The 18,058-nt window shown below is 53.4% G+C and carries 12 protein-coding genes; 5 read left to right on the forward strand and 7 right to left on the reverse strand.

What is annotated here, in order from left to right:
* Positions 1–151 precede the first annotated feature (151 nt).
* Positions 152–5,671: an Ig-like domain-containing protein gene (locus BVC71_RS15535; protein WP_106408217.1), complete on the forward strand. Its 5,520-nt coding sequence runs from the start codon at positions 152–154 to the stop codon at positions 5,669–5,671.
* A 37-nt stretch (positions 5,672–5,708) separates the two neighbouring features.
* On the opposite strand, the gene BVC71_RS04900 is transcribed toward BVC71_RS15535, so the two are convergent.
* Complete coding sequence (locus BVC71_RS04900; RefSeq protein ID WP_086450471.1) at positions 5,709–6,287, reverse strand: nucleotidyltransferase family protein; 579 nt, start codon at positions 6,285–6,287, stop codon at positions 5,709–5,711.
* Positions 6,288–6,418: 131 nt separating this feature from the next.
* Between BVC71_RS04900 and BVC71_RS04905 the strand changes: the two genes are divergently transcribed.
* Positions 6,419–7,588, forward strand: coding sequence for a DUF2254 domain-containing protein (locus tag BVC71_RS04905; protein WP_086450472.1), 1,170 nt, complete (start codon positions 6,419–6,421; stop codon positions 7,586–7,588).
* Here the strand turns inward: BVC71_RS04905 and BVC71_RS04910 are convergent.
* Positions 7,585–8,139, reverse strand: coding sequence for a lipid-binding SYLF domain-containing protein (locus BVC71_RS04910; protein WP_086450473.1), 555 nt, complete (start codon positions 8,137–8,139; stop codon positions 7,585–7,587). The genes BVC71_RS04905 and BVC71_RS04910 overlap by 4 nt on opposite strands.
* A 95-nt stretch (positions 8,140–8,234) precedes the next feature.
* Positions 8,235–9,233 carry a porphobilinogen synthase gene (gene hemB, locus BVC71_RS04915; RefSeq protein ID WP_086450474.1) on the reverse strand — a complete coding sequence of 333 codons (999 nt, stop codon included), beginning with the start codon at positions 9,231–9,233 and terminating at the stop codon, positions 8,235–8,237.
* 115 nt (positions 9,234–9,348) lie between these two features.
* Here hemB and BVC71_RS04920 point away from each other — a divergent pair, with 115 nt between their 5' ends.
* Positions 9,349–9,873: a component of SufBCD complex gene (locus BVC71_RS04920; protein WP_086450691.1), complete on the forward strand. Its 525-nt coding sequence runs from the start codon at positions 9,349–9,351 to the stop codon at positions 9,871–9,873.
* A gap of 34 nt (positions 9,874–9,907) precedes the next feature.
* On the forward strand, positions 9,908–13,354 hold the full coding sequence (gene mfd, locus BVC71_RS04925) for a transcription-repair coupling factor (protein WP_086450475.1): 3,447 nt from the start codon (positions 9,908–9,910) through the stop codon (positions 13,352–13,354).
* Here mfd and BVC71_RS04930 read toward each other — a convergent pair whose 3' ends face one another.
* Together BVC71_RS04930 and BVC71_RS04935 are read right to left on the reverse strand one after the other, a co-directional pair.
* Positions 13,355–14,560, reverse strand: coding sequence for an MFS transporter (locus BVC71_RS04930; RefSeq protein ID WP_086450476.1), 1,206 nt, complete (start codon positions 14,558–14,560; stop codon positions 13,355–13,357). It abuts the gene before it with no gap.
* Positions 14,561–14,564: 4 nt separating this feature from the next.
* Positions 14,565–15,224, reverse strand: coding sequence for a DsbA family oxidoreductase (locus BVC71_RS04935; RefSeq protein ID WP_086450477.1), 660 nt, complete (start codon positions 15,222–15,224; stop codon positions 14,565–14,567).
* Between the two features lie 117 nt (positions 15,225–15,341).
* On the opposite strand from BVC71_RS04935, the gene BVC71_RS04940 reads away from it, so the two are divergent.
* Positions 15,342–15,965, forward strand: a complete 624-nt coding sequence (locus BVC71_RS04940) for a helix-turn-helix domain-containing protein (protein ID WP_086450478.1) — start codon at positions 15,342–15,344, stop codon at positions 15,963–15,965.
* 26 nt (positions 15,966–15,991) lie between these two features.
* Here the strand turns inward: BVC71_RS04940 and BVC71_RS04945 are convergent, their stop codons facing one another.
* Both BVC71_RS04945 and BVC71_RS04950 read right to left on the reverse strand, forming a co-directional pair.
* Positions 15,992–16,108, reverse strand: coding sequence for an entericidin EcnA/B family protein (locus BVC71_RS04945; protein ID WP_086450479.1), 117 nt, complete (start codon positions 16,106–16,108; stop codon positions 15,992–15,994).
* The gene (locus BVC71_RS04950; protein WP_420845595.1) at positions 16,098–17,915 is read right to left on the reverse strand and encodes an extracellular solute-binding protein; all 1,818 of its coding nucleotides are present in this window, start codon (positions 17,913–17,915) and stop codon (positions 16,098–16,100) included. Before BVC71_RS04950 ends, BVC71_RS04945 begins: the two co-directional genes overlap by 11 nt.
* Positions 17,916–18,058 lie beyond the last annotated feature (143 nt).

Consider the following 18,058-nt stretch of genomic DNA (forward strand, 5'->3'; position numbering starts at 1 on the left):
GAAAGGGTGTTTCCTTTTTGCTGAAATGAACAACTGCGGTTGGGCGGGGGCCTGATCGCATTAGGTTCGGCTGAGTATGCCTCATTGGCACTCATCCGGGTCTTAACGCTGCATGGTCTGCGGACCACAGTGGGCAAATGGAGAGTTAAAGATGACCTGGTTTACGCTTGATTGGGCGACCTGCCAGTGGGGTGGCACAAACACTTACCAAGGCGATTGGGGCACGATGGACTGCAAGACGTCCTCGACCCACACAACGTCCACACACAGCTACAACGGTGAAAACTGCGTTGATTTGGGGTCGTATGGCTCTAACACGATCAGCGTCGATTTTGACTGCAATGTGGATAATGTGTCGTTCAATCTGTACGGCGTGAACCTGTCCGACTGCGGTTCCAAAATTGATGTCATCTTTAAAGATGCATATGGCGACGTCATCGATGCGAAATATGAATGGATTAACGGTTGCGTCAAAGTAACCTGCGACCAGCCCGTTAGCTCGTTCGATGTTTGCGGATATGACAATTGCAGCGATGTAAAAGTCGGTGAAGTACAATGTGCACCTCTGCCCACGGGTGACGGCATTGTCGAAGGCACCGCAGGCGATGACATCATTGACGCAACATACATCGGTGATCCGGACGGCGATTTGGTGGATAACCTAGATGCGCTTTTGTCCGGTGAATTCGGTGATGACGATATCATCATTGCTGGCAGTGGCGACGATATTGCGATTGCGGGCGCAGGCAACGATGAAGTCTACGGTGGCGGCGGCTCTGACGATTTGTCGGGCGGCGCCGGCAACGACGTACTGATCGGCGACGCGATCAATGGCGCCTACGGTTCGCCAGAAGGCAGCACCGAAACTGTTCGCGAAAGCTTTAACTGGACGGATGCCCCTGACACCGATGGCCCTGGCACTGTTGATGGCGGCGAAATCCTGGGCACCTTTACCCAAGACACAGGCAGCACAACTGTAACCTATAACACCACCGTAAACCACGGTGGCGCGGTGGTGACCTTTGAATCGAACGAACAAAAGGTTCATTCGGTCGACAGCGGCACGGAACAGTTGGACGCCCACAGCTCTTTGGGGTCGAAACTGAGTGATAATGGCGATTACGCCGTGCATACGTTGGATTTCGCCGACGAAGTGTCGAACATTTCCTTCCGTATTAACGATGTCGACAACGGCTCGGCGGTGCAAGTTTTTGCCTACGACGCTGATGGAAACAAAGTTGCGGTCGATCTATCGGCTGGCGGCGGCGTGTCGGTCGTGGACTATGATGGTCAGAATGGCGACGCTGAAACGGCTTATTCGAACGGCGGCAATGGCGAAGACTGGGATCCACATTATTCGGTTCTGGTCAACGTAGCGGGTCCAATCACCAAATTGGAAATCGTTCACGTACAGATCAACGATCACGACAGCGCGATTAACATCACAGACGTTTATTTCGATGTTGATGCAGTTGTGGCTGGCGACACGTTGCCTGGCGATGACACCATCGACGGTGGCGCTGGCGACGACTGGATCGAAGGCAACGAAGGCAACGATTTGCTGATCGGCGGCGCAAACAACGACGTTGTTCTGGGCGGCGACGGCAACGACACCATTATCGGTGACGGCGATAGCAACGGTAACATTATCCATCAAGACGCAGTTCTGGATTGGACCGATTATACTGCTGGCGGCACTGTTCCAAACGGCGCTACCCAAGATATCGGCGGTGTTACTGCGACCTTTAACTTTGCTGGCCAAGGCAACAACGCCACCGCAGAGGTCGTGACCCAAACCCAGTACACCGAAGTCGGCGAAGCCTTTGATACCGGCACCGCACTGCGTCTGTACGGCGGTGGTGACGGCGGTTCGGCATCGAACGTCACAAACACATCGACCACGACCATGGATTTTGCTGCAAACACTGCTGGCTACTCGGACGAAGTCGAAAATGTAACCTTCCGCATCAACGATCTGGATTTAGGTCCAGAGCACGATACGCACAACGATATCGTCACCATCCGCGCATATGACGCCGATGGAAACGAAGTGCCTGTCACCTTTGATGTTGGCGGAAATCAGGTTGTTTCGGGCAACACTGTTTCTGGCGCTGACATTGATACAGGCAACGTATCGGCGGCAACGCAAACTGGTTCCGTTTTGGTATCCATCGCCGGTCCAGTTGCGACGATTGTGATTGATTACGACAACGGCGGTGCAACCGACCAAGCGGTTACTCTGACCGACTTTAACATGGAAACCGTTTTGGTGTCCGACGTTGCTGGCAATGACTATCTAGATGGCGGCATCGGCGACGATATCATCGAAGGGAACGAAGGCGACGACCGCCTGATCGGCGGCGAAGGCAACGACACCATGTATGGTGGCGAAGGCAACGATACGTTCGACGATGTTGAAGGCACCTCTGACGATGGCATTGGCATCGATGTTGTTTACGGCGGCGCGGGTGATGATGTTGCCTGGACTGGTCTGGACGACGACTACATTGATGGCGGCGCTGGCAACGACCATTTGAACGGCGAAGCTGGCAATGACCGCATTATTGGCGGTGACGGCGACGACGTCATGTCGGGTGGTGACGGCGATGATATCATCGATGATGTCCGCGGCACATCCGAAGACGGTAACGGAAATGATGTTGCCTATGGCGGCGCTGGCAACGACCAAATCTGGTTGGGCAACGATAACGATGCGCTGTTCGGCGGCGAAGGCGACGATATTCTAGGCGGCGAAGCTGGCGACGACTACCTTGATGGTGGCGCGGGAGCCGACATCATTAAAGGCGGCGCTGACGCGGACTACATCATCGGTGGCGCAGGTGATACTGTATATGGCGGTGCTGCTGGCAACGATTACGACACACTGGATCTGACCGGCAAAGGCCCATTCTATCTGGATAACGTCACGCCAGACAGCAACGGCAACGGTATCGACGGTACGGTTGTTTTTGTCGACGCAAACGGCGTGCCGACAGGTGAAACCATCACCTTCACCGAGATCGAAAATATCATTGGCGAAGAGGTCAATCAGGCTCCAATCGCGGCTGATGACACCGCGACCACCGATGAGGACACACCTGTCACCATCGATGTTCTGGGCAACGACGTGGATCCAGAGGGCGAGCCTCTGACCGTGACCGATGCGACCTCGCCGAACGGCACCGTCGATGTGAACCCAGATGGCACCATCACCTTCACCCCGGACGAGAACTTTAACGGTGACACCACGATCACCTACACAGTGACCGATCCAGCGGGCAACACCGACACCGCGACCGTGACTGTTTCGGTTACTCCGGTTGACGATGCGCCAATCGCTGCGGACGATGCGGCCACCACCGATGAGGACACACCTGTCACCATCGATGTTCTGGGCAACGACGTGGATCCAGAGGGCGAGCCTCTGACCGTGACCGATGCGACTTCGCCGAACGGCTCTGTCGATGTGAACCCAGATGGCACCATCACCTTCACGCCGGACGAGAACTTTAACGGTGACACGACGATCACCTACACAGTGACCGATCCAGCGGGCAACACCGACACCGCGACCGTGACTGTTTCGGTTGCGCCAGTTAATGACGCCCCTGAAGCCGTTGATGATGTTGCAGAAACTGAATTCGAAACGCCCGTAACCATCGAAGTACTGGCGAACGATTTCGATGTTGATGGTGACGACCTAACAGTGACTGACGCGTCGTCCGCAGATGGTTCGGTCGACATTAACAGTGATGGCACGATTACCTTTACGCCGAATGCAGGTTTCGAAGGTGAAGCGACCATTACCTACACCATCACCGACGAAGAAGGTCTGACAGACACCGCAACAGTGAAAGTTGCAGTCGCCGAAGATCCTCGTGACGGTACGGTCGAAGGGACCGCTGGGAACGATATCATCGACAGCACCTACATCGGTGACCCAGAAGGTGACATGGTCGACAACAACGATGCGATCCTGCCGGGTGATGTTGGTGATGACGACCTGATCTACGGTTTCGAAGGCGACGATACGATCATTGCAGGCGCTGGCGATGACGAAGTTTACGGCGGCATCGGCGACGACTCTGTCATTGGTAATGGCGGCAACGATACGATCTTTGGTGAAGATGGCAATGACACCCTGCGCGGTGGTTATGACGCTGACACCATTTACGGTGGTGACGGCGCTGACGTCATGGACGGTATGTCCGGCGATGACACTCTGATCGGCGGCTTGGGCGATGACAGCATCGTCGGCGGCGGCGGTGATGATTACATCGAAGGCAACGAAGGCAACGACACCATTCAGGGCGGTAATAACGTCGACCTTATCTATGGTGGTGACGACAACGACACCATCTTGGGCGGCGAAAGCGATGATGTCATTTATGGTGATGCTGGCGACGATACGATCCTAGGCGAAGCCGGTAACGATACGATCAAAGCTGGCGACGGCAATGACGACGTTTCGGGTGGCGAAGGTGACGATTACATCATCGGTAACGGTGGTAACGACACCATTTCCGGCGACGACGGCAACGATACGCTGTTGGGCGGCTATGATGCTGATATCATCTATGGCGGCACTGGTGCGGACACGATCGATGGCATGTCAGGCGATGATACCATCCTTGGTGGTCTGGGCGACGATAGCATCGTTGGCGGTGGCGGCGATGATTACATCGAAGGCAACGAAGGCAACGACACCATTCAGGGCGGCAATAATATCGACCTGATCTATGGCGGTGATGACAATGACACCGTCATGGGCGGCGCCAGCAACGACGTTCTGTACGGCGACGCAGGTGACGACGTGATTTCGGGCGACGAAGGTGATGATACCATCGTTGGCGGCGAAGGCGCGGACGATCTGTCGGGCGGATTTGGCGATGATACCTTCTTGGGTGGTCAAGGCGGTGACAACGTTGTCGGCGGCGAAGATGTCGATGGCAATGATGTAGACGTTCTGGATCTGACCGGATCGAACGTCGATTTCATCACCTACACCAGCGACGACAAAGAGGACGGTACCGTTACCTTCCTTGATGGGTCGACCATGACATTCTCGGAAATCGAAAATGTCGTTCCATGCTTTACCCCTGGTACCATGATCGCAACGATCCGCGGCGAAGTCCCAGTCGAAGACCTGTGTGTCGGCGATCGCGTCATCACCCGCGACAACGGCATTCAGGAAATCGCGTGGTTGGGTCACAAAGACATGTCCGGCAAACAGCTGGTCAACAACCCACACCTGAAACCTGTGCTGATCAAGGCAGGCGCATTGGGGCAGGGACTGCCTGAACGTGACATGCTGGTATCGCCGAACCACCGTGTGCTGGTTTCGTCCGACCTGACGCAGCTGTATTTCGAAGAACGCGAAGTGCTGGCGGCAGCAAAACATTTGGTCGGAAGCCAAGGTATCCATCGCGTCGACGTTATGCAGACGACCTACATCCATTTTATGTTTGAACGCCACGAAGTGGTTCTGTCGAACGGTTCCTGGACTGAAAGCTTCCAGCCAGGTGACTACAGCCTGAAAGGTATCGGAAATGGTCAGCGCAACGAAATTCTGGAACTGTTCCCAGAGCTGAAGCTGAAGAATGGTCTAGAGAACTATCAATCAGCTCGTAAGGCGCTGAAACGTCACGAAGCAAAGCTTTTGATCCGCTAAGCTGAGAGCAAAAGTTTCGAATAGCAAAAGCCGGCGGTTATCGCCGGCTTTTTTCATATCTGAGCCAATCGTCCATGGTATCTAAATCCCGCAGATATCGTTCGTCGTCTTGGTCAATAACACACATCTGTTCCTTGTGTGCTTGCACTATCTCTGCGGCACCGTGGTCGCCGCTCAGCTGGCGAAACAACCGTAATAAAGCTGATGAAAATAGGATTGGATGCCCCAATCGGCCGTCACATCCATAGCGCCAAATCAGGTAATCAGGATTTGTATCGCGGATCTGGATTAAGCGTGTGAAATCGGCGGCTCGGATATCTGGCATATCAGGTAGGCAGATCATCAAGTCTCTGTTTGGCATTGCCGCCACCGCCATCCTTAGGGTGTCAGACAACCCCGCTTTGCTGCCTAAAACGCAGTTAGCCCCCGAACCTTTTAATAGCTGCGCGCGTGGATGGTCCATTGATGGAACCGCAACATAAACCGAACACCCCGTTTCTAATCCACGCTGAACTTGTCGTAGCAAAATCGGAACGCCGTCAATTTCACGGGTCAATTTATCTTGCCCACCCATCCGCGACGACAGACCAGAGGCAGGAAATAGGATTGCGGTCATAGGATTTCCTTTTCGCCATTGGCAACACGGATGGTCGTTCTATCATCAGTGTAATTCAATTAGGTGCAATTTTGATTTTATCGATATTACAACGGCTTCGTCTATTATTTCAGCAACTCGCATGGAGAGTCATGCTGGTCGGTGGATTGGCAGTAATCGCCGTGCCGACGGCAAAATTATTCGGGGGGGTTATACCCGATGGTGTCAGCGAAAAAATCGGGGCCGAGGCTGTTGATGCCCTGCTAACGATCATCGCGTCGTCCATGTTGGCGGTTACGACATTTTCGTTGTCGGTCATGGTGTCCGTCTATCGTTCTGTTGCATCGCAATGGACGCCGCGCGCGCACCGTGTTCAGTTGAAAGACACACGCACACAGACCGTTTTAGCGACCTTTGTCGGGGCGTATATTTACGCGCTACTGTCGATCATTTTGCTGCACACGCCATTTTTTTCCGAAGGTGAAATCGTCGTTCTATTCGCAATGACGATTGTCGTGATTGTGATGATCGTGGCCACAATCCTGCGGTGGGTTTTGCATCTGCAAACCTTTGGCAGTTTGGAACAAACGGCAAATACTATTCGCGACGACACACAGCGCGCCATGCACGAGTGTGTGAAACATCCTGCGCTGTCGGCAAATCCCCTAACGCCTGATGTGATTATTCCCGCAGACGCCATTACCGTACGGTCAGAGCGTTCGGGATATATCGTTCGCATTTTGACACATGCCTTGCAAACAGCCGCGACCGATTGTCAGGGATATATTTGGCTAACCGTCAAACCTGGCGATTACGTGAACCAAGGCGAAGTGATCGGGCATATCTCTGGCGACATTGATACGATCAAGAACGCGATCAAACGTTTTGTCGATATCGGACTACACCGCGATATCCCCCAAGATCCTGAAATCGGAATGGTGATGCTGGCAGAGATCGGGGTGAAAGCCATGTCTCCGGGGGTAAATGATCCGGGCACCGCAATCTGGATGATGGACCGAATTATGTCGGTGATTTACGAAACGCCTGACCAAGTCAGTCCAACCTGCGACCGCGTTTGGATGCCCGTTTTTGAACTGCATCGCGCGTTCTACACGTCAGTTGATCTGCTTGCGCGTTATTGTGGCGGGGCAGTTGAAGTTCAACAAGCGTTGTTCAAGCGTTTGGGTGGTGTTGCGCATTGTGACAATCCTGCGCTTGCTGCCTCAGCACGCGAGTTGGGCGCCCGACTATATGCACGAGGACAACAATGCCTGCCCACCGATGTGGACAAGCAAGATATTTATAAACCAGATTGGATTTAGGGCAGGACGCGTGTGTATTTCGTACCTTCAAGCGTCGCACCAACGCGGAACCCAGCCTGACCAAACACGACCGCGATCACAGGGGCCAGCGACGTTGTTGTTTCTGCACGGATGTTTTCGCCCTGATCGTTCAGTGCATATTCCATATCTGCACCAGCGGCCCAGCCAGACGATTGGCGGAAATCCATCAATGCTTCTTCTGTCATGAAAAACAGAACGTGGCTGTATTGCTGACCTCCGAGCTGCAAGCCGGCACTAGCGCTGGCGGCGGAATAGTAATCAACCGTTGTTTGCCCAATCCGCAGGGCACCGCGGCCGTATGCGCCACCAAAGCCCAAACCAACTTCGGTTATCAGTGGCATAACCAACATACCGGCGGATTTCAGCATCAGATCACGGGTGCCAGGGTACCGGCTATACATATAGGACAACGTGGAATCGACGCGGGCGTCGATCGTTGCCGCACCATTTGTTCCGATCCCGTTTGAACAGGCCGATAGCGTAGCCGCAGCCGCGCCCAGCCCGAAATTACGACGAGTGATAAGGGTCATTGCTCTTGCCTCTTGTATGGCGGATTTTTCCGCTCTGCCCGCGCAACTATACGCTGCTGCGCGGTTTCTGTCATCCACAACCTGTATGTCGGCGGTTAACCGTTCAGTATACGGGCGGCTTCGGGGGCGAAATACGTCAAGATACCGTCACAGCCCGCGCGTTTAAAACACATCAGGCTTTCCAGCATGACCTTTTCGCCGTCCAGCCAGCCGTTTTGAACGGCCGCTTGGATCATCGCGTATTCACCCGACACCTGATAGGCAAAGGTTGGCACGCCGAAGGTAGATTTCACGCGTTGGCAAATATCCAGATAGGGCATACCCGGTTTGACCATGATCATGTCAGCGCCTTCCATAAGGTCGCGTTCGACAAGGCGCATCGCCTCTTCGGAATTGGCAGGATCCATTTGATAGGTCTTTTTATCGCCTTTCAATGCACCCGACGCGCCGACCGCGTCGCGGAACGGCCCATAAAATCCGCTGGCGTATTTCGCAGTATAAGAAAGGATCGCAACATTCTGATGTCCTTCGCTTTCTAGCGCAGAACGGATCGCGCCGATACGGCCATCCATCATGTCGGATGGGCCAAGGATGTCGGCTCCAGCCTCGGCCTGCGCCAATGCCATTTTTACCAGCGCATCAACCGTTTCATCGTTCAGGATTTCACCGTTGTCGACGTAACCATCGTGACCGTTGATGTTGTAGGGGTCCAGCGCGATGTCCGTCATCACCGTCATTTCAGGAACTTCGTCTTTGATCGCGCGGATCGCCTGATTTGTCAGATTGTCGGGCGACCATGCCATTGCGCAATCTTCAGTCCGATGCTCCATCGCGGTGTATGGAAACAGGCACATAGCAGGGATGCCCAGATCCGATGCCATCGCAGCCGATTTGACAACGCGATCAATCGTTTGGCGCCGCACACCTGGCATAGATGGGATCGGAGTCTCGTCGTCTTCGCCATCCATCAAAAACACAGGCCAGATAAAATCATCCGGCGTAAGGGTGTTCTCGCGCACCATGGCGCGGATGCTGGGGGATTTGCGCAAACGGCGCAGACGAGACGTAGGATACGGAGCGACGGTTGGTTTCATAACGGGCCTTTCATGTCACAAATCATGGGTGCCACGGATTTTTGACGGGAACAAGTCTGGGCTTTGGTGATTTGGGTCGATAGTGTCCGACACAAACAATGAACGGACGCTATACGTGAACCTGACGCAAACGATTTTCGAAGTCATCGACCTGCGGTCATTTTCAAACCTGTGGTACTGGATCGCGCTGGCCGTTATGTGGTCGACCGCATCGCATTACGTCCTAGGCGTTCCGTTTGACCTGATCCAACGTGCAGCGCGTGAAGGCGGCGAAGCGTTTGACGATCTGCAATCCATCGTCCGCGTCAACGTAAACCGTTTGCTATTTATCGCACGTGGGTCTGGTTTATGGCTAACGGGATTTGTGACCTTTGTTTTGACTGGGCTATTCATACTAGCCGCATTTTATCACATCGAATTCGCACAAGCGGTGATTTTAATGGCCTTTCCTATGACATTGGTGGGCCTGTTGTCGATTTTCACCGCCTACGCGATAGAGGCTGAAGGGTTAGACAAAACCACATTGTTCGGTCGATTGCGAAGGCATAGGACTTACACGCAATTTATTGGAATGGCGTCGATTTTTGTGACTGCCATTTTTGGTATGTACCAAAACTTAGGCGGAGCCTACGGCTTCTGATTGACTTCGCTGACGGGCAAGATAGGTCTCGCGCATGGCTCAGAACTCTCACATCACGGTCTGCGGCGCGCCAGAAGGTTTTGACGCCCAGCTTATCCTGAATGAAATTGAAAAATCGAATGCTCCTGTTCTGCATGTCGCACGCGACGACAGGCGGCTGACCGAAATACAGGCTGCGATTTCGTTCTTTGCGCCTGACATGCCTGTCGTGGTTTTTCCCGCGTGGGACTGTCTGCCATATGATCGCGTATCGCCGAATGCCGACGTGTCTGCTGCACGGATGGCAACCTTGGCGGCGCTGTGTCATGGGATGCCAGCTAAGTTTGTTGTTCTGACCACACTAAATGCTGCAACCCAGAAAATTCCAGCGCGCGATGTTTTGAAATCCGCGTCCTTTACCGCTCGTGTAAATCATCGGATGGATGAAGAAGGGTTGCGTAAGTATTTGGTTCGGATGGGATTTACTCAATCTCCGACCGTGATGGAACCAGGTGATTATGCGGTCCGCGGCGGTATTATTGATATTTTCCCACCAGGGGAAAGCGGCCCCGTTCGCCTAGATCTGTTCGGTGATGTATTGGACAGCGCCCGCAGGTTTGACCCTGCTACGCAGCGAACCATCGAAAAGCTGGATATAATCGAATTGGCGCCAGTGTCCGAGGTTATTCTGGACGATGCAGCCATCACGCGTTTCCGCCAGAATTATCGCATAGAATTTGGGGCAGCGGGTACTGATGATCCATTGTACGAAGCCATCAGCGCAGGCCGTAAACATTCAGGCGCGGAACATTGGCTTGGCTTCTTTCATGACCGTTTGGAAACCCTGTTTGATTACGTACCTAAAGCAACGATTACCTTTGATGATCAAATAGATGCGGCGCGCGATGCACGCTGGACGATGATCGACGATGCCTACGAGACACGCAAGATTGCGATGTCCCAAAAGGGGCGCATCGATAGCGTTTACAAACCTGCGCCGCCGCGAACGATGTATCTGGATGATGCGGCTTGGACGGATGCCGTTTCTGGGCGGCGCATTTTGGATTTCAAACCTCTCAAACAATCGACGGGTTTGGGCGTTATTGACGCAGGTGGACGAATTGGCCGCGATTTTGCACCTGAGCGCCAACAAGAAAACATCAGCCTTTTCGGTGCCTTGGCCGATCATGTTAAGAAACGTCTGGCCGAAGGCCCAGTTGTTATTGCGTCTTATTCAGAAGGTGCCCGCGAACGCCTAACCGGTCTGTTAGAGGACGAAGGGCTGGGCGAGGTTATCCCCGTCAAAAATTACGCTCGCGTTGGGAAATCTGGCATCCACTTGGCCATTTGGCCTTTGGAAAAAGGTTTTGAAACCAACAACCTGACGGTCATATCTGAACAAGACGTGTTGGGCGACCGTCTGATCCGTCAGTCGAAAAAGAAACGCAAAGCGGAAAATTTCCTGACCGAAACCCAAAGCCTCACGCCGGGCGATTTGGTTGTTCACGTCGATCACGGCGTTGGCCGGTATATGGGGCTGGAAGTCGTCAAAGCGTTGGGCGCAGCGCACGAATGTATCCTGCTGGAATATGCCGAAGGATCAAAGCTCTATCTGCCTGTCGAAAACATTGAGCTACTGTCGCGCTATGGCCATGAAACAGGGCTACTGGACAAACTAGGCGGCGGTGCGTGGCAGGCCAAAAAGGCGCGGATGAAAGAACGCATTCGCCAGATGGCCGAACGTTTGATCCGCGTGGCTGCCGAACGGGAATTGCGCAAGGCACCCGTTTTGACGCCGCCCGATGGCATGTGGGATCAATTCCTTGCCCGTTTTCCATACGCTGAAACCGATGATCAGCTACAGGCGATTTCAGACGTTCTGGACGATCTGGATTCTGGCCGCCCGATGGACCGGTTGATTTGCGGTGACGTCGGGTTTGGTAAGACCGAGGTCGCGATCCGCGCGGCTTTTGTCGCCGCGATGTCCGGCGTACAGGTGGCGATTGTCGCGCCTACCACATTGCTAGCCCGCCAACACTACAAAGGCTTTGCCGAACGATTCCGCGGTTTCCCGATCAACGTCGCGCCGTTGTCCCGCTTTGTGTCCACCAAAGAAGCGAACAAAACCCGTGAAGGCATTGCAAACGGGCAGGTTGATATCGTCGTCGGCACCCATGCGCTGCTGTCCAAAACGGTGAATTTCAAAAACCTCGGCCTGTTGATCATCGACGAAGAACAGCATTTCGGCGTTCAGCATAAAGAGCGTTTGAAACAAATGCGTTCGGATATTCACGTTCTGACCCTGACCGCGACGCCGATTCCGCGAACGCTGCAACTGTCGTTGTCCGGTGTGCGCGAATTGTCGGTCATCGGCACGCCGCCAATCGACCGTTTGGCGATCCGCACCTATGTCAGCGAATGGGACACGATCACCATCCGCGAGGCGCTGTTGCGCGAACATTATCGTGGTGGTCAGTCCTTCTTGGTCGTGCCGCGCGTTTCCGATCTGGCCGAGATGGAGGATTGGATCAAACGCGAGGTGCCAGAGGTGACCTATGTCGTCGCCAATGGACAAATGGCGGCGGGCGAATTGGACGACCGGATGAACGCGTTTTATGACGGCAAATACGATGTGTTGATCGCCACGACGATCGTTGAAAGCGGATTGGATATTCCCACGGCGAACACGATGATCGTTCATCGCGCCGATATGTTCGGCCTGTCGCAGTTGTACCAGATCCGTGGCCGTGTCGGGCGTTCGAAAACGCGCGCTTATGCGTACCTCACGACCAAACCTCGGGCGAAACTGACGCCGCAGGCTGAAAAAAGGCTACGGGTCTTGGGTAGTTTGGATACCTTGGGCGCTGGTTTCACGCTGGCATCGCAGGATCTGGATATTCGCGGGGCCGGTAACCTGCTGGGCGAAGAACAATCAGGCCACATCAACGAGGTCGGGTTCGAACTGTACCAGCAGATGTTGGAAGACGAGATCGCCAAGATTAAATCGGGCAATGTTACGTTGTCAGACAACGACGGCCAGTGGGCGCCTCAGATCAATTTGGGTGTATCGGTGCTGATCCCCGAAGATTACGTTCCCGACCTAGATGTCCGTCTGGGTCTATATCGTCGCCTGTCCAGCTTGACGAAAAAGGTCGAGTTGGAAGGCTTTGCTGCTGAACTGATCGACCGCTTTGGCAAACTGCCCAAAGAGGTAAACACCCTCATGCTGATCGTGCGCATCAAAGCGATGTGTAAACGGGCAGGGATCAGTCACCTGGATGGCGGACCCAAAGGCGCGACTATTCGGTTCCATAACGATAAATTCGCATCCCCCGAAGGATTGGTCGAATTCATCACCGCACAAAAAGGTCTGGCAAAAGTCAAAGACAACAAAATTGTCATTCGCCGCGATTGGAAATCTGACGCAGACAAGATCAAGGGCGCATTTGCTATTGCCCGTGATCTTGCTGAAAAATTGGCCGAGGCCAAGAAAAAGGTCTGATTACCGTTTTATGACGAACATTAGTCCAAGGCTGATTGCAGCGAGCGGAAACAACATTGCGGCCAATGTCGTAATCGAAACGCCAACGATTTGACCGATAATGATCGCCAAAACTGAAGATGCGATGGTCGCAATAGCCAAAATGACTGATGCTGCAACACCTGCGATGTGACCCAGCGGCTCCATCGCGATGGCGGTTAGGTTGCCCAGCGTAAAGCCGTTCTGGAAAAAGATACCAATTGTCCAGATCAGGTAGATCGGAAACGCGACCGATATTGGCAGATCCAACATCATGACCGCAGCAACAATCAGCGTTACAGCGGATTGAACGGACAGCGCGGCGATCAGAATTTTCCGCATACCCAATCGTGGCACAAGACGAGCGTTAATAGGCGATGCCGCCATTGCAGTAATCGCGATCACGGCGAACCACATCGGAAATTGCGCGCCTTTGTCAAAAACGGTTTCAAAAATCGGCTGGGTTGTTGACAGAACAGTAAACAACATCGCCGAAACCAACGTTTGAATGATCGTCGCAATCATCACGATTGGGTTCGAAACGATTTCTTTGATCGCGACGATAATCGGCCGCGCTGCCAGTTCACGGCGGTTTTGGGCAGCTAGGGTTTCAGGCAATCGGCCAAAGGCCCAAATCGCCCCTACGGCGGCAAAGACCACAAAAGCAACAAAGGAAAACCGCCACCCGCCCCACGCGATCAAACCAGCGCCAACTGTAGGGCCAATAGCGGGCACGACGCCGAAAATCATCATGATGAACGACATGACCGACGCCATTTCACGGCCCGAGAAACGGTCGCGTACGACCGCAACGACCATGATGCGCGGACCAGCCGACCCGATGCCCATTATCAATCGCGCCACCAACAGCACAGTCATGGAATTCGCGAAATACCCCAAAACGGCGCCGCCGATGTATAAAACCGCGCCACCAATCATGACAGGACGCCGCCCAAACCGATCCGAGATCGGACCAACCAATAACGTCCCAATACCAAGGCCCAGCAAAAAGATCGTCACGATTAACTGCGCCAGCTGCGGCGCATCTGGTGATAATTCATCCGCAATAATTTGCTGTGCGGGCAGCATGGAATCGATGCTGAATGCGACCATCGCTGTCAGCGTTGCCATCAAAGCGATGAATTCGACGCTGGCTTTGCCATTGGCGTCGATTGTAATTTTATTCAATTTATCAATCCTGTGCGGGTTGCTCTTTTAGCAGTTTTTGAATGTCAGAAATAACGTTCATCCATAGCTCGGTATTCTGGGCACCCGGTACGGCGTGTTGACCTGCCACGATATATGTCGGGACAGATTTCACGCCCATTTCGCGGCTATGCGCATCGCGCCGCTGAATGCTTTCAATGTCAGAGTCTGTTTTTAAAAGTCGCGCAATAACAGAGGCATCCAGCCCAACACTATCACCAACGTCGCATAAAACTTCGTGGTCAGAGATATCGCGACCATCGCGCCAATAGGCCTGCATTAACGCGGTCATCGTTGGGGTCTGTTTGGATTCCAGACCGGCCCAATACACCAATCGATGGGCGTCCAACGTATTCGGCGACCGTTTGATTTTTTCGAAATCAAAAGAAATTCCAGCCTTTGCTGCATGATCCATCAATTCTACATGCGCTTCGACGGCTTTTTCTTTGGAACCAAACACAATTTCCAGATAAACAGCCCGATCCATACCTTCGGCTGGCATATCTGGATTTAACACAAAGGGGTGCCATTCGACAACGAACGGATGGTCTCCCGATTTTTCCAATGCGCGATCCAAATAGGCTTTGCCCACGTAACACCAAGGGCAGGCTGGATCAGCGAAAATATCGAGTTTTACCATAATCATCTTCCAATTTTGTCAGCTAATGCCTGTGCGGTCTGCTGTGTTGTAACGGGCCTATTTGATCGCCGCAAATGGTAGTATAGGAATAGCCGGTATTCGCGGAGATAGGTTGAACACAAAATGACAAATACCGACAATGGGAGCCTGATCCGACTTGCGCGTGCCTCTGGTGATGCAGATACGGCTGCGCCACTGGATTTGGGGGCGCGCGTGCGCGAACTGCGTAAAGAACGCGATTGGACGTTGGAACAAGCTGCCCAGCATGCGGGCCTTGCGCGTTCGACATTGTCAAAGATTGAAAATGGCCAGATGTCACCCACCTATGAGGCGCTAAAGAAACTGGCAGTTGGATTGGAAATTTCCGTACCGCAGCTATTCACGCCGCCCAGCAAAGATCAGGTAAATGGCCGTATGGTGTCGACCAAATCGGGCGAAGGCAATCGACAGATCACGACGACCTATGAGCATGAATTGCTGGCGGATCAGCTGACCAAAAAATCCATGCTGCCGTATCGGGCCCGTATCCGCGCCCGTGACATGGATGATTTTGATGGTTGGGTCCGCCACGACGGCGAAGAGTTTTTGTACGTTCTAACGGGCACAATCAAACTCTATACCGAATTTTACGAACCCATCGATATGAAACGCGGGGACAGCGCGTATTACGATGCATCAATGGGGCACAACGTCATTTCGACCAGCACCGAAGATGCGACAATTCTGTGGGTCACGTCGATCACGTAAAATAAAAGGCCCCGAGGGGCCTAATATCAGAACCAGGTTTGAACGGTTCGCGCGGTTTCGGATATATCGTCACCGACGCCTGCGACCGTGTTGCAACCAGCCAAAAATGCCAGCGCTGCGATCAGCGCGACCTTACTCTTCATACCACCAGACATCCGGCTGCCAGCCGGGCCAGTCGCCAAAGATTGGGATGTTTTCGGGGTGATGCAGGTTTTGGTCATATGCAATCCGACTGATATTCCATTGGTAGAACGGGATAACATATCGCCCAGCTGTCAGGGTGCGGTCAAGAGCCCGCGCAGCCGCGATAAAGTCAGATTGGCTTTCCGATGTTAAAAGATGCGTGATCATCGCATCAATCGCGGGGCTATTAGCGCCCATCAGGTTCCGACCACCTTGTGTGTCAGAATATTCGGTACCGAAATAGGCGTATTGTTCATTCCCTGGCGATAACGATAGCCCCCGGCGATAATAGATCATATCGAAATCATAAGCGTCCGACCGTTGCACATATTGTGCGCTGTCTACATTGGTTAAACGCGCGTCGATCCCTAACCGCGACAAGGTCTGGATATACATATCCGCGATAGATTCTGTTTCGCTGGACCCTGTTTTCATCAGGATTTCAAATTCCAGCGCGTCACCCGCACCGTTGCGTAATGTTCCGCTGTCATCAGGGGTCCATCCAGCCTCGGCAAACAATGCTAGCGCTGCACGCAGGCTACGGCGGTCATTTTCAGACCCATCGGTCTGTGGCAATGCGTAGCCTTCGATCGTGCCCGGAAGTAACTGATCGGCGTAGGGTTCCAAAAACTCTAACACACGTCCTGTCGCTGGGCCGTCCTGCATCCCCAAAGGCGAGTTTGAGAAGTAGGATGTGATGCGCGGCTGTTGGCCGCCAGTGATCGTTTCGTTGATGAATTCGAAATTGAACGCAGTAATCAACGCCTCGCGGATGCGCCAATCATCAAATGGCGCGCGGCGGGTGTTCATCGCAAAGCCTGTCATACCGGATGGACGTTGATGGGTCAGGATTTCCTTAACCACTTCGCCCGATTGGACGCGCGGGAAATTATATTGGCTTTCCCAACGGCTTTCGCTGAATTCACGTGTGAAATGAACGTCGCCGGTTTTGAACGCTTCGAATGCAGGGGTTTCATCGCCAAAAAATTCCAAACGCAATGTGTCTAGGTTGGCGATCCCCTGACGGAACGGAACATCAGCGCCCCAATAGTCAGGGTTACGGGTCAGTTCGACATATTGGCCCAGTTCATAGTCTGTGATGGTGTAAGGCGCCGACGTGATCGGGATCATGTCTGGTCCTTCGTTGGCGAAATCAACACCTTCGAATTGAGCTTTTTGCAAGATCGGACGCATACCTGCGATCAATGCCAGCTCGCGGTTGTCGGTGTTGAACGTGATACGAACACTGCGTTCGCCGGTTGCCTCAATCGTTTCGACTTGGGACCAGAAACTGCGATAACGCCCGTGGCCTTGGGTGCCTAGAATTTCATAGGACCAGATCACATCGTCAACGGTCACTGGTGTGCCGTCTGAAAATGCGGCCTCTGGGCGCAAAGTGAATTCAACCCATTTGCGGTCTTCATCGGTTTCGACGCTTTCGGCCAATAGACCGTACAGCGAAAACGGTTCATCCAGCGAACGACCCATCAGGCTTTCACCGATCAGATATGACAATTGCCACGGCACGCGGCCGCTATCGACATATGGGTTAAGACTATCAAAGCCGCCAACCTCGGCGGTGACCATTGTGCCGCCTTTGGGTGCATCTGGGTTTGCATAGGGCAAAGAGACAAATCCATCGGGCAGGGCGGGTTCGCCATACATCGCAATGCCGTGCATTGGTTCGGCACTTGCAATCCCTACGGACGCCATGAACGCCAATGCGGCGCCAGTTTGCCGAAGAACGGATAAAGTCATTGATCTCATTTTGTTAACAATCCCTGTAGTGCCAGCGGCTTTTAGCTCAGCGTATCTGGGCGCTTTAGGCAGTTCAAACTTTTATCCTTGGATATCGGCGTGGAATTGCTTATAAAGATGTCACTGCTCGATAGGTTTCTTGCCTGTATGAA

Origin of the sequence: Marivivens niveibacter, assembly GCF_002150005.2 — a bacterium.
Taxonomy (GTDB): Bacteria; Pseudomonadota; Alphaproteobacteria; order Rhodobacterales; family Rhodobacteraceae; genus Marivivens; species Marivivens niveibacter.

What these genes read in the sequence shown, in the direction of transcription:
- BVC71_RS04935 (WP_086450477.1), bottom strand. Translation starts at nt 15,224, where the DNA reads ATGATTATGGTAAAACTCGATATTTTCGCTGATCCAGCCTGCCCTTGG.
- BVC71_RS04900 (WP_086450471.1), bottom strand. Translation starts at nt 6,287, where the DNA reads ATGACCGCAATCCTATTTCCTGCCTCTGGTCTGTCGTCGCGGATGGGT.
- mfd (WP_086450475.1), top strand. Translation starts at nt 9,908, where the DNA reads ATGGCTCAGAACTCTCACATCACGGTCTGCGGCGCGCCAGAAGGTTTT.
- BVC71_RS04940 (WP_086450478.1), top strand. Translation starts at nt 15,342, where the DNA reads ATGACAAATACCGACAATGGGAGCCTGATCCGACTTGCGCGTGCCTCT.
- BVC71_RS04945 (WP_086450479.1), bottom strand. Translation starts at nt 16,108, where the DNA reads ATGAAGAGTAAGGTCGCGCTGATCGCAGCGCTGGCATTTTTGGCTGGT.
- BVC71_RS04905 (WP_086450472.1), top strand. Translation starts at nt 6,419, where the DNA reads ATGCTGGTCGGTGGATTGGCAGTAATCGCCGTGCCGACGGCAAAATTA.
- BVC71_RS04910 (WP_086450473.1), bottom strand. Translation starts at nt 8,139, where the DNA reads ATGACCCTTATCACTCGTCGTAATTTCGGGCTGGGCGCGGCTGCGGCT.
- BVC71_RS04950 (WP_420845595.1), bottom strand. Translation starts at nt 17,915, where the DNA reads ATGAGATCAATGACTTTATCCGTTCTTCGGCAAACTGGCGCCGCATTG.
- hemB (WP_086450474.1), bottom strand. Translation starts at nt 9,233, where the DNA reads ATGAAACCAACCGTCGCTCCGTATCCTACGTCTCGTCTGCGCCGTTTG.
- BVC71_RS15535 (WP_106408217.1), top strand. Translation starts at nt 152, where the DNA reads ATGACCTGGTTTACGCTTGATTGGGCGACCTGCCAGTGGGGTGGCACA.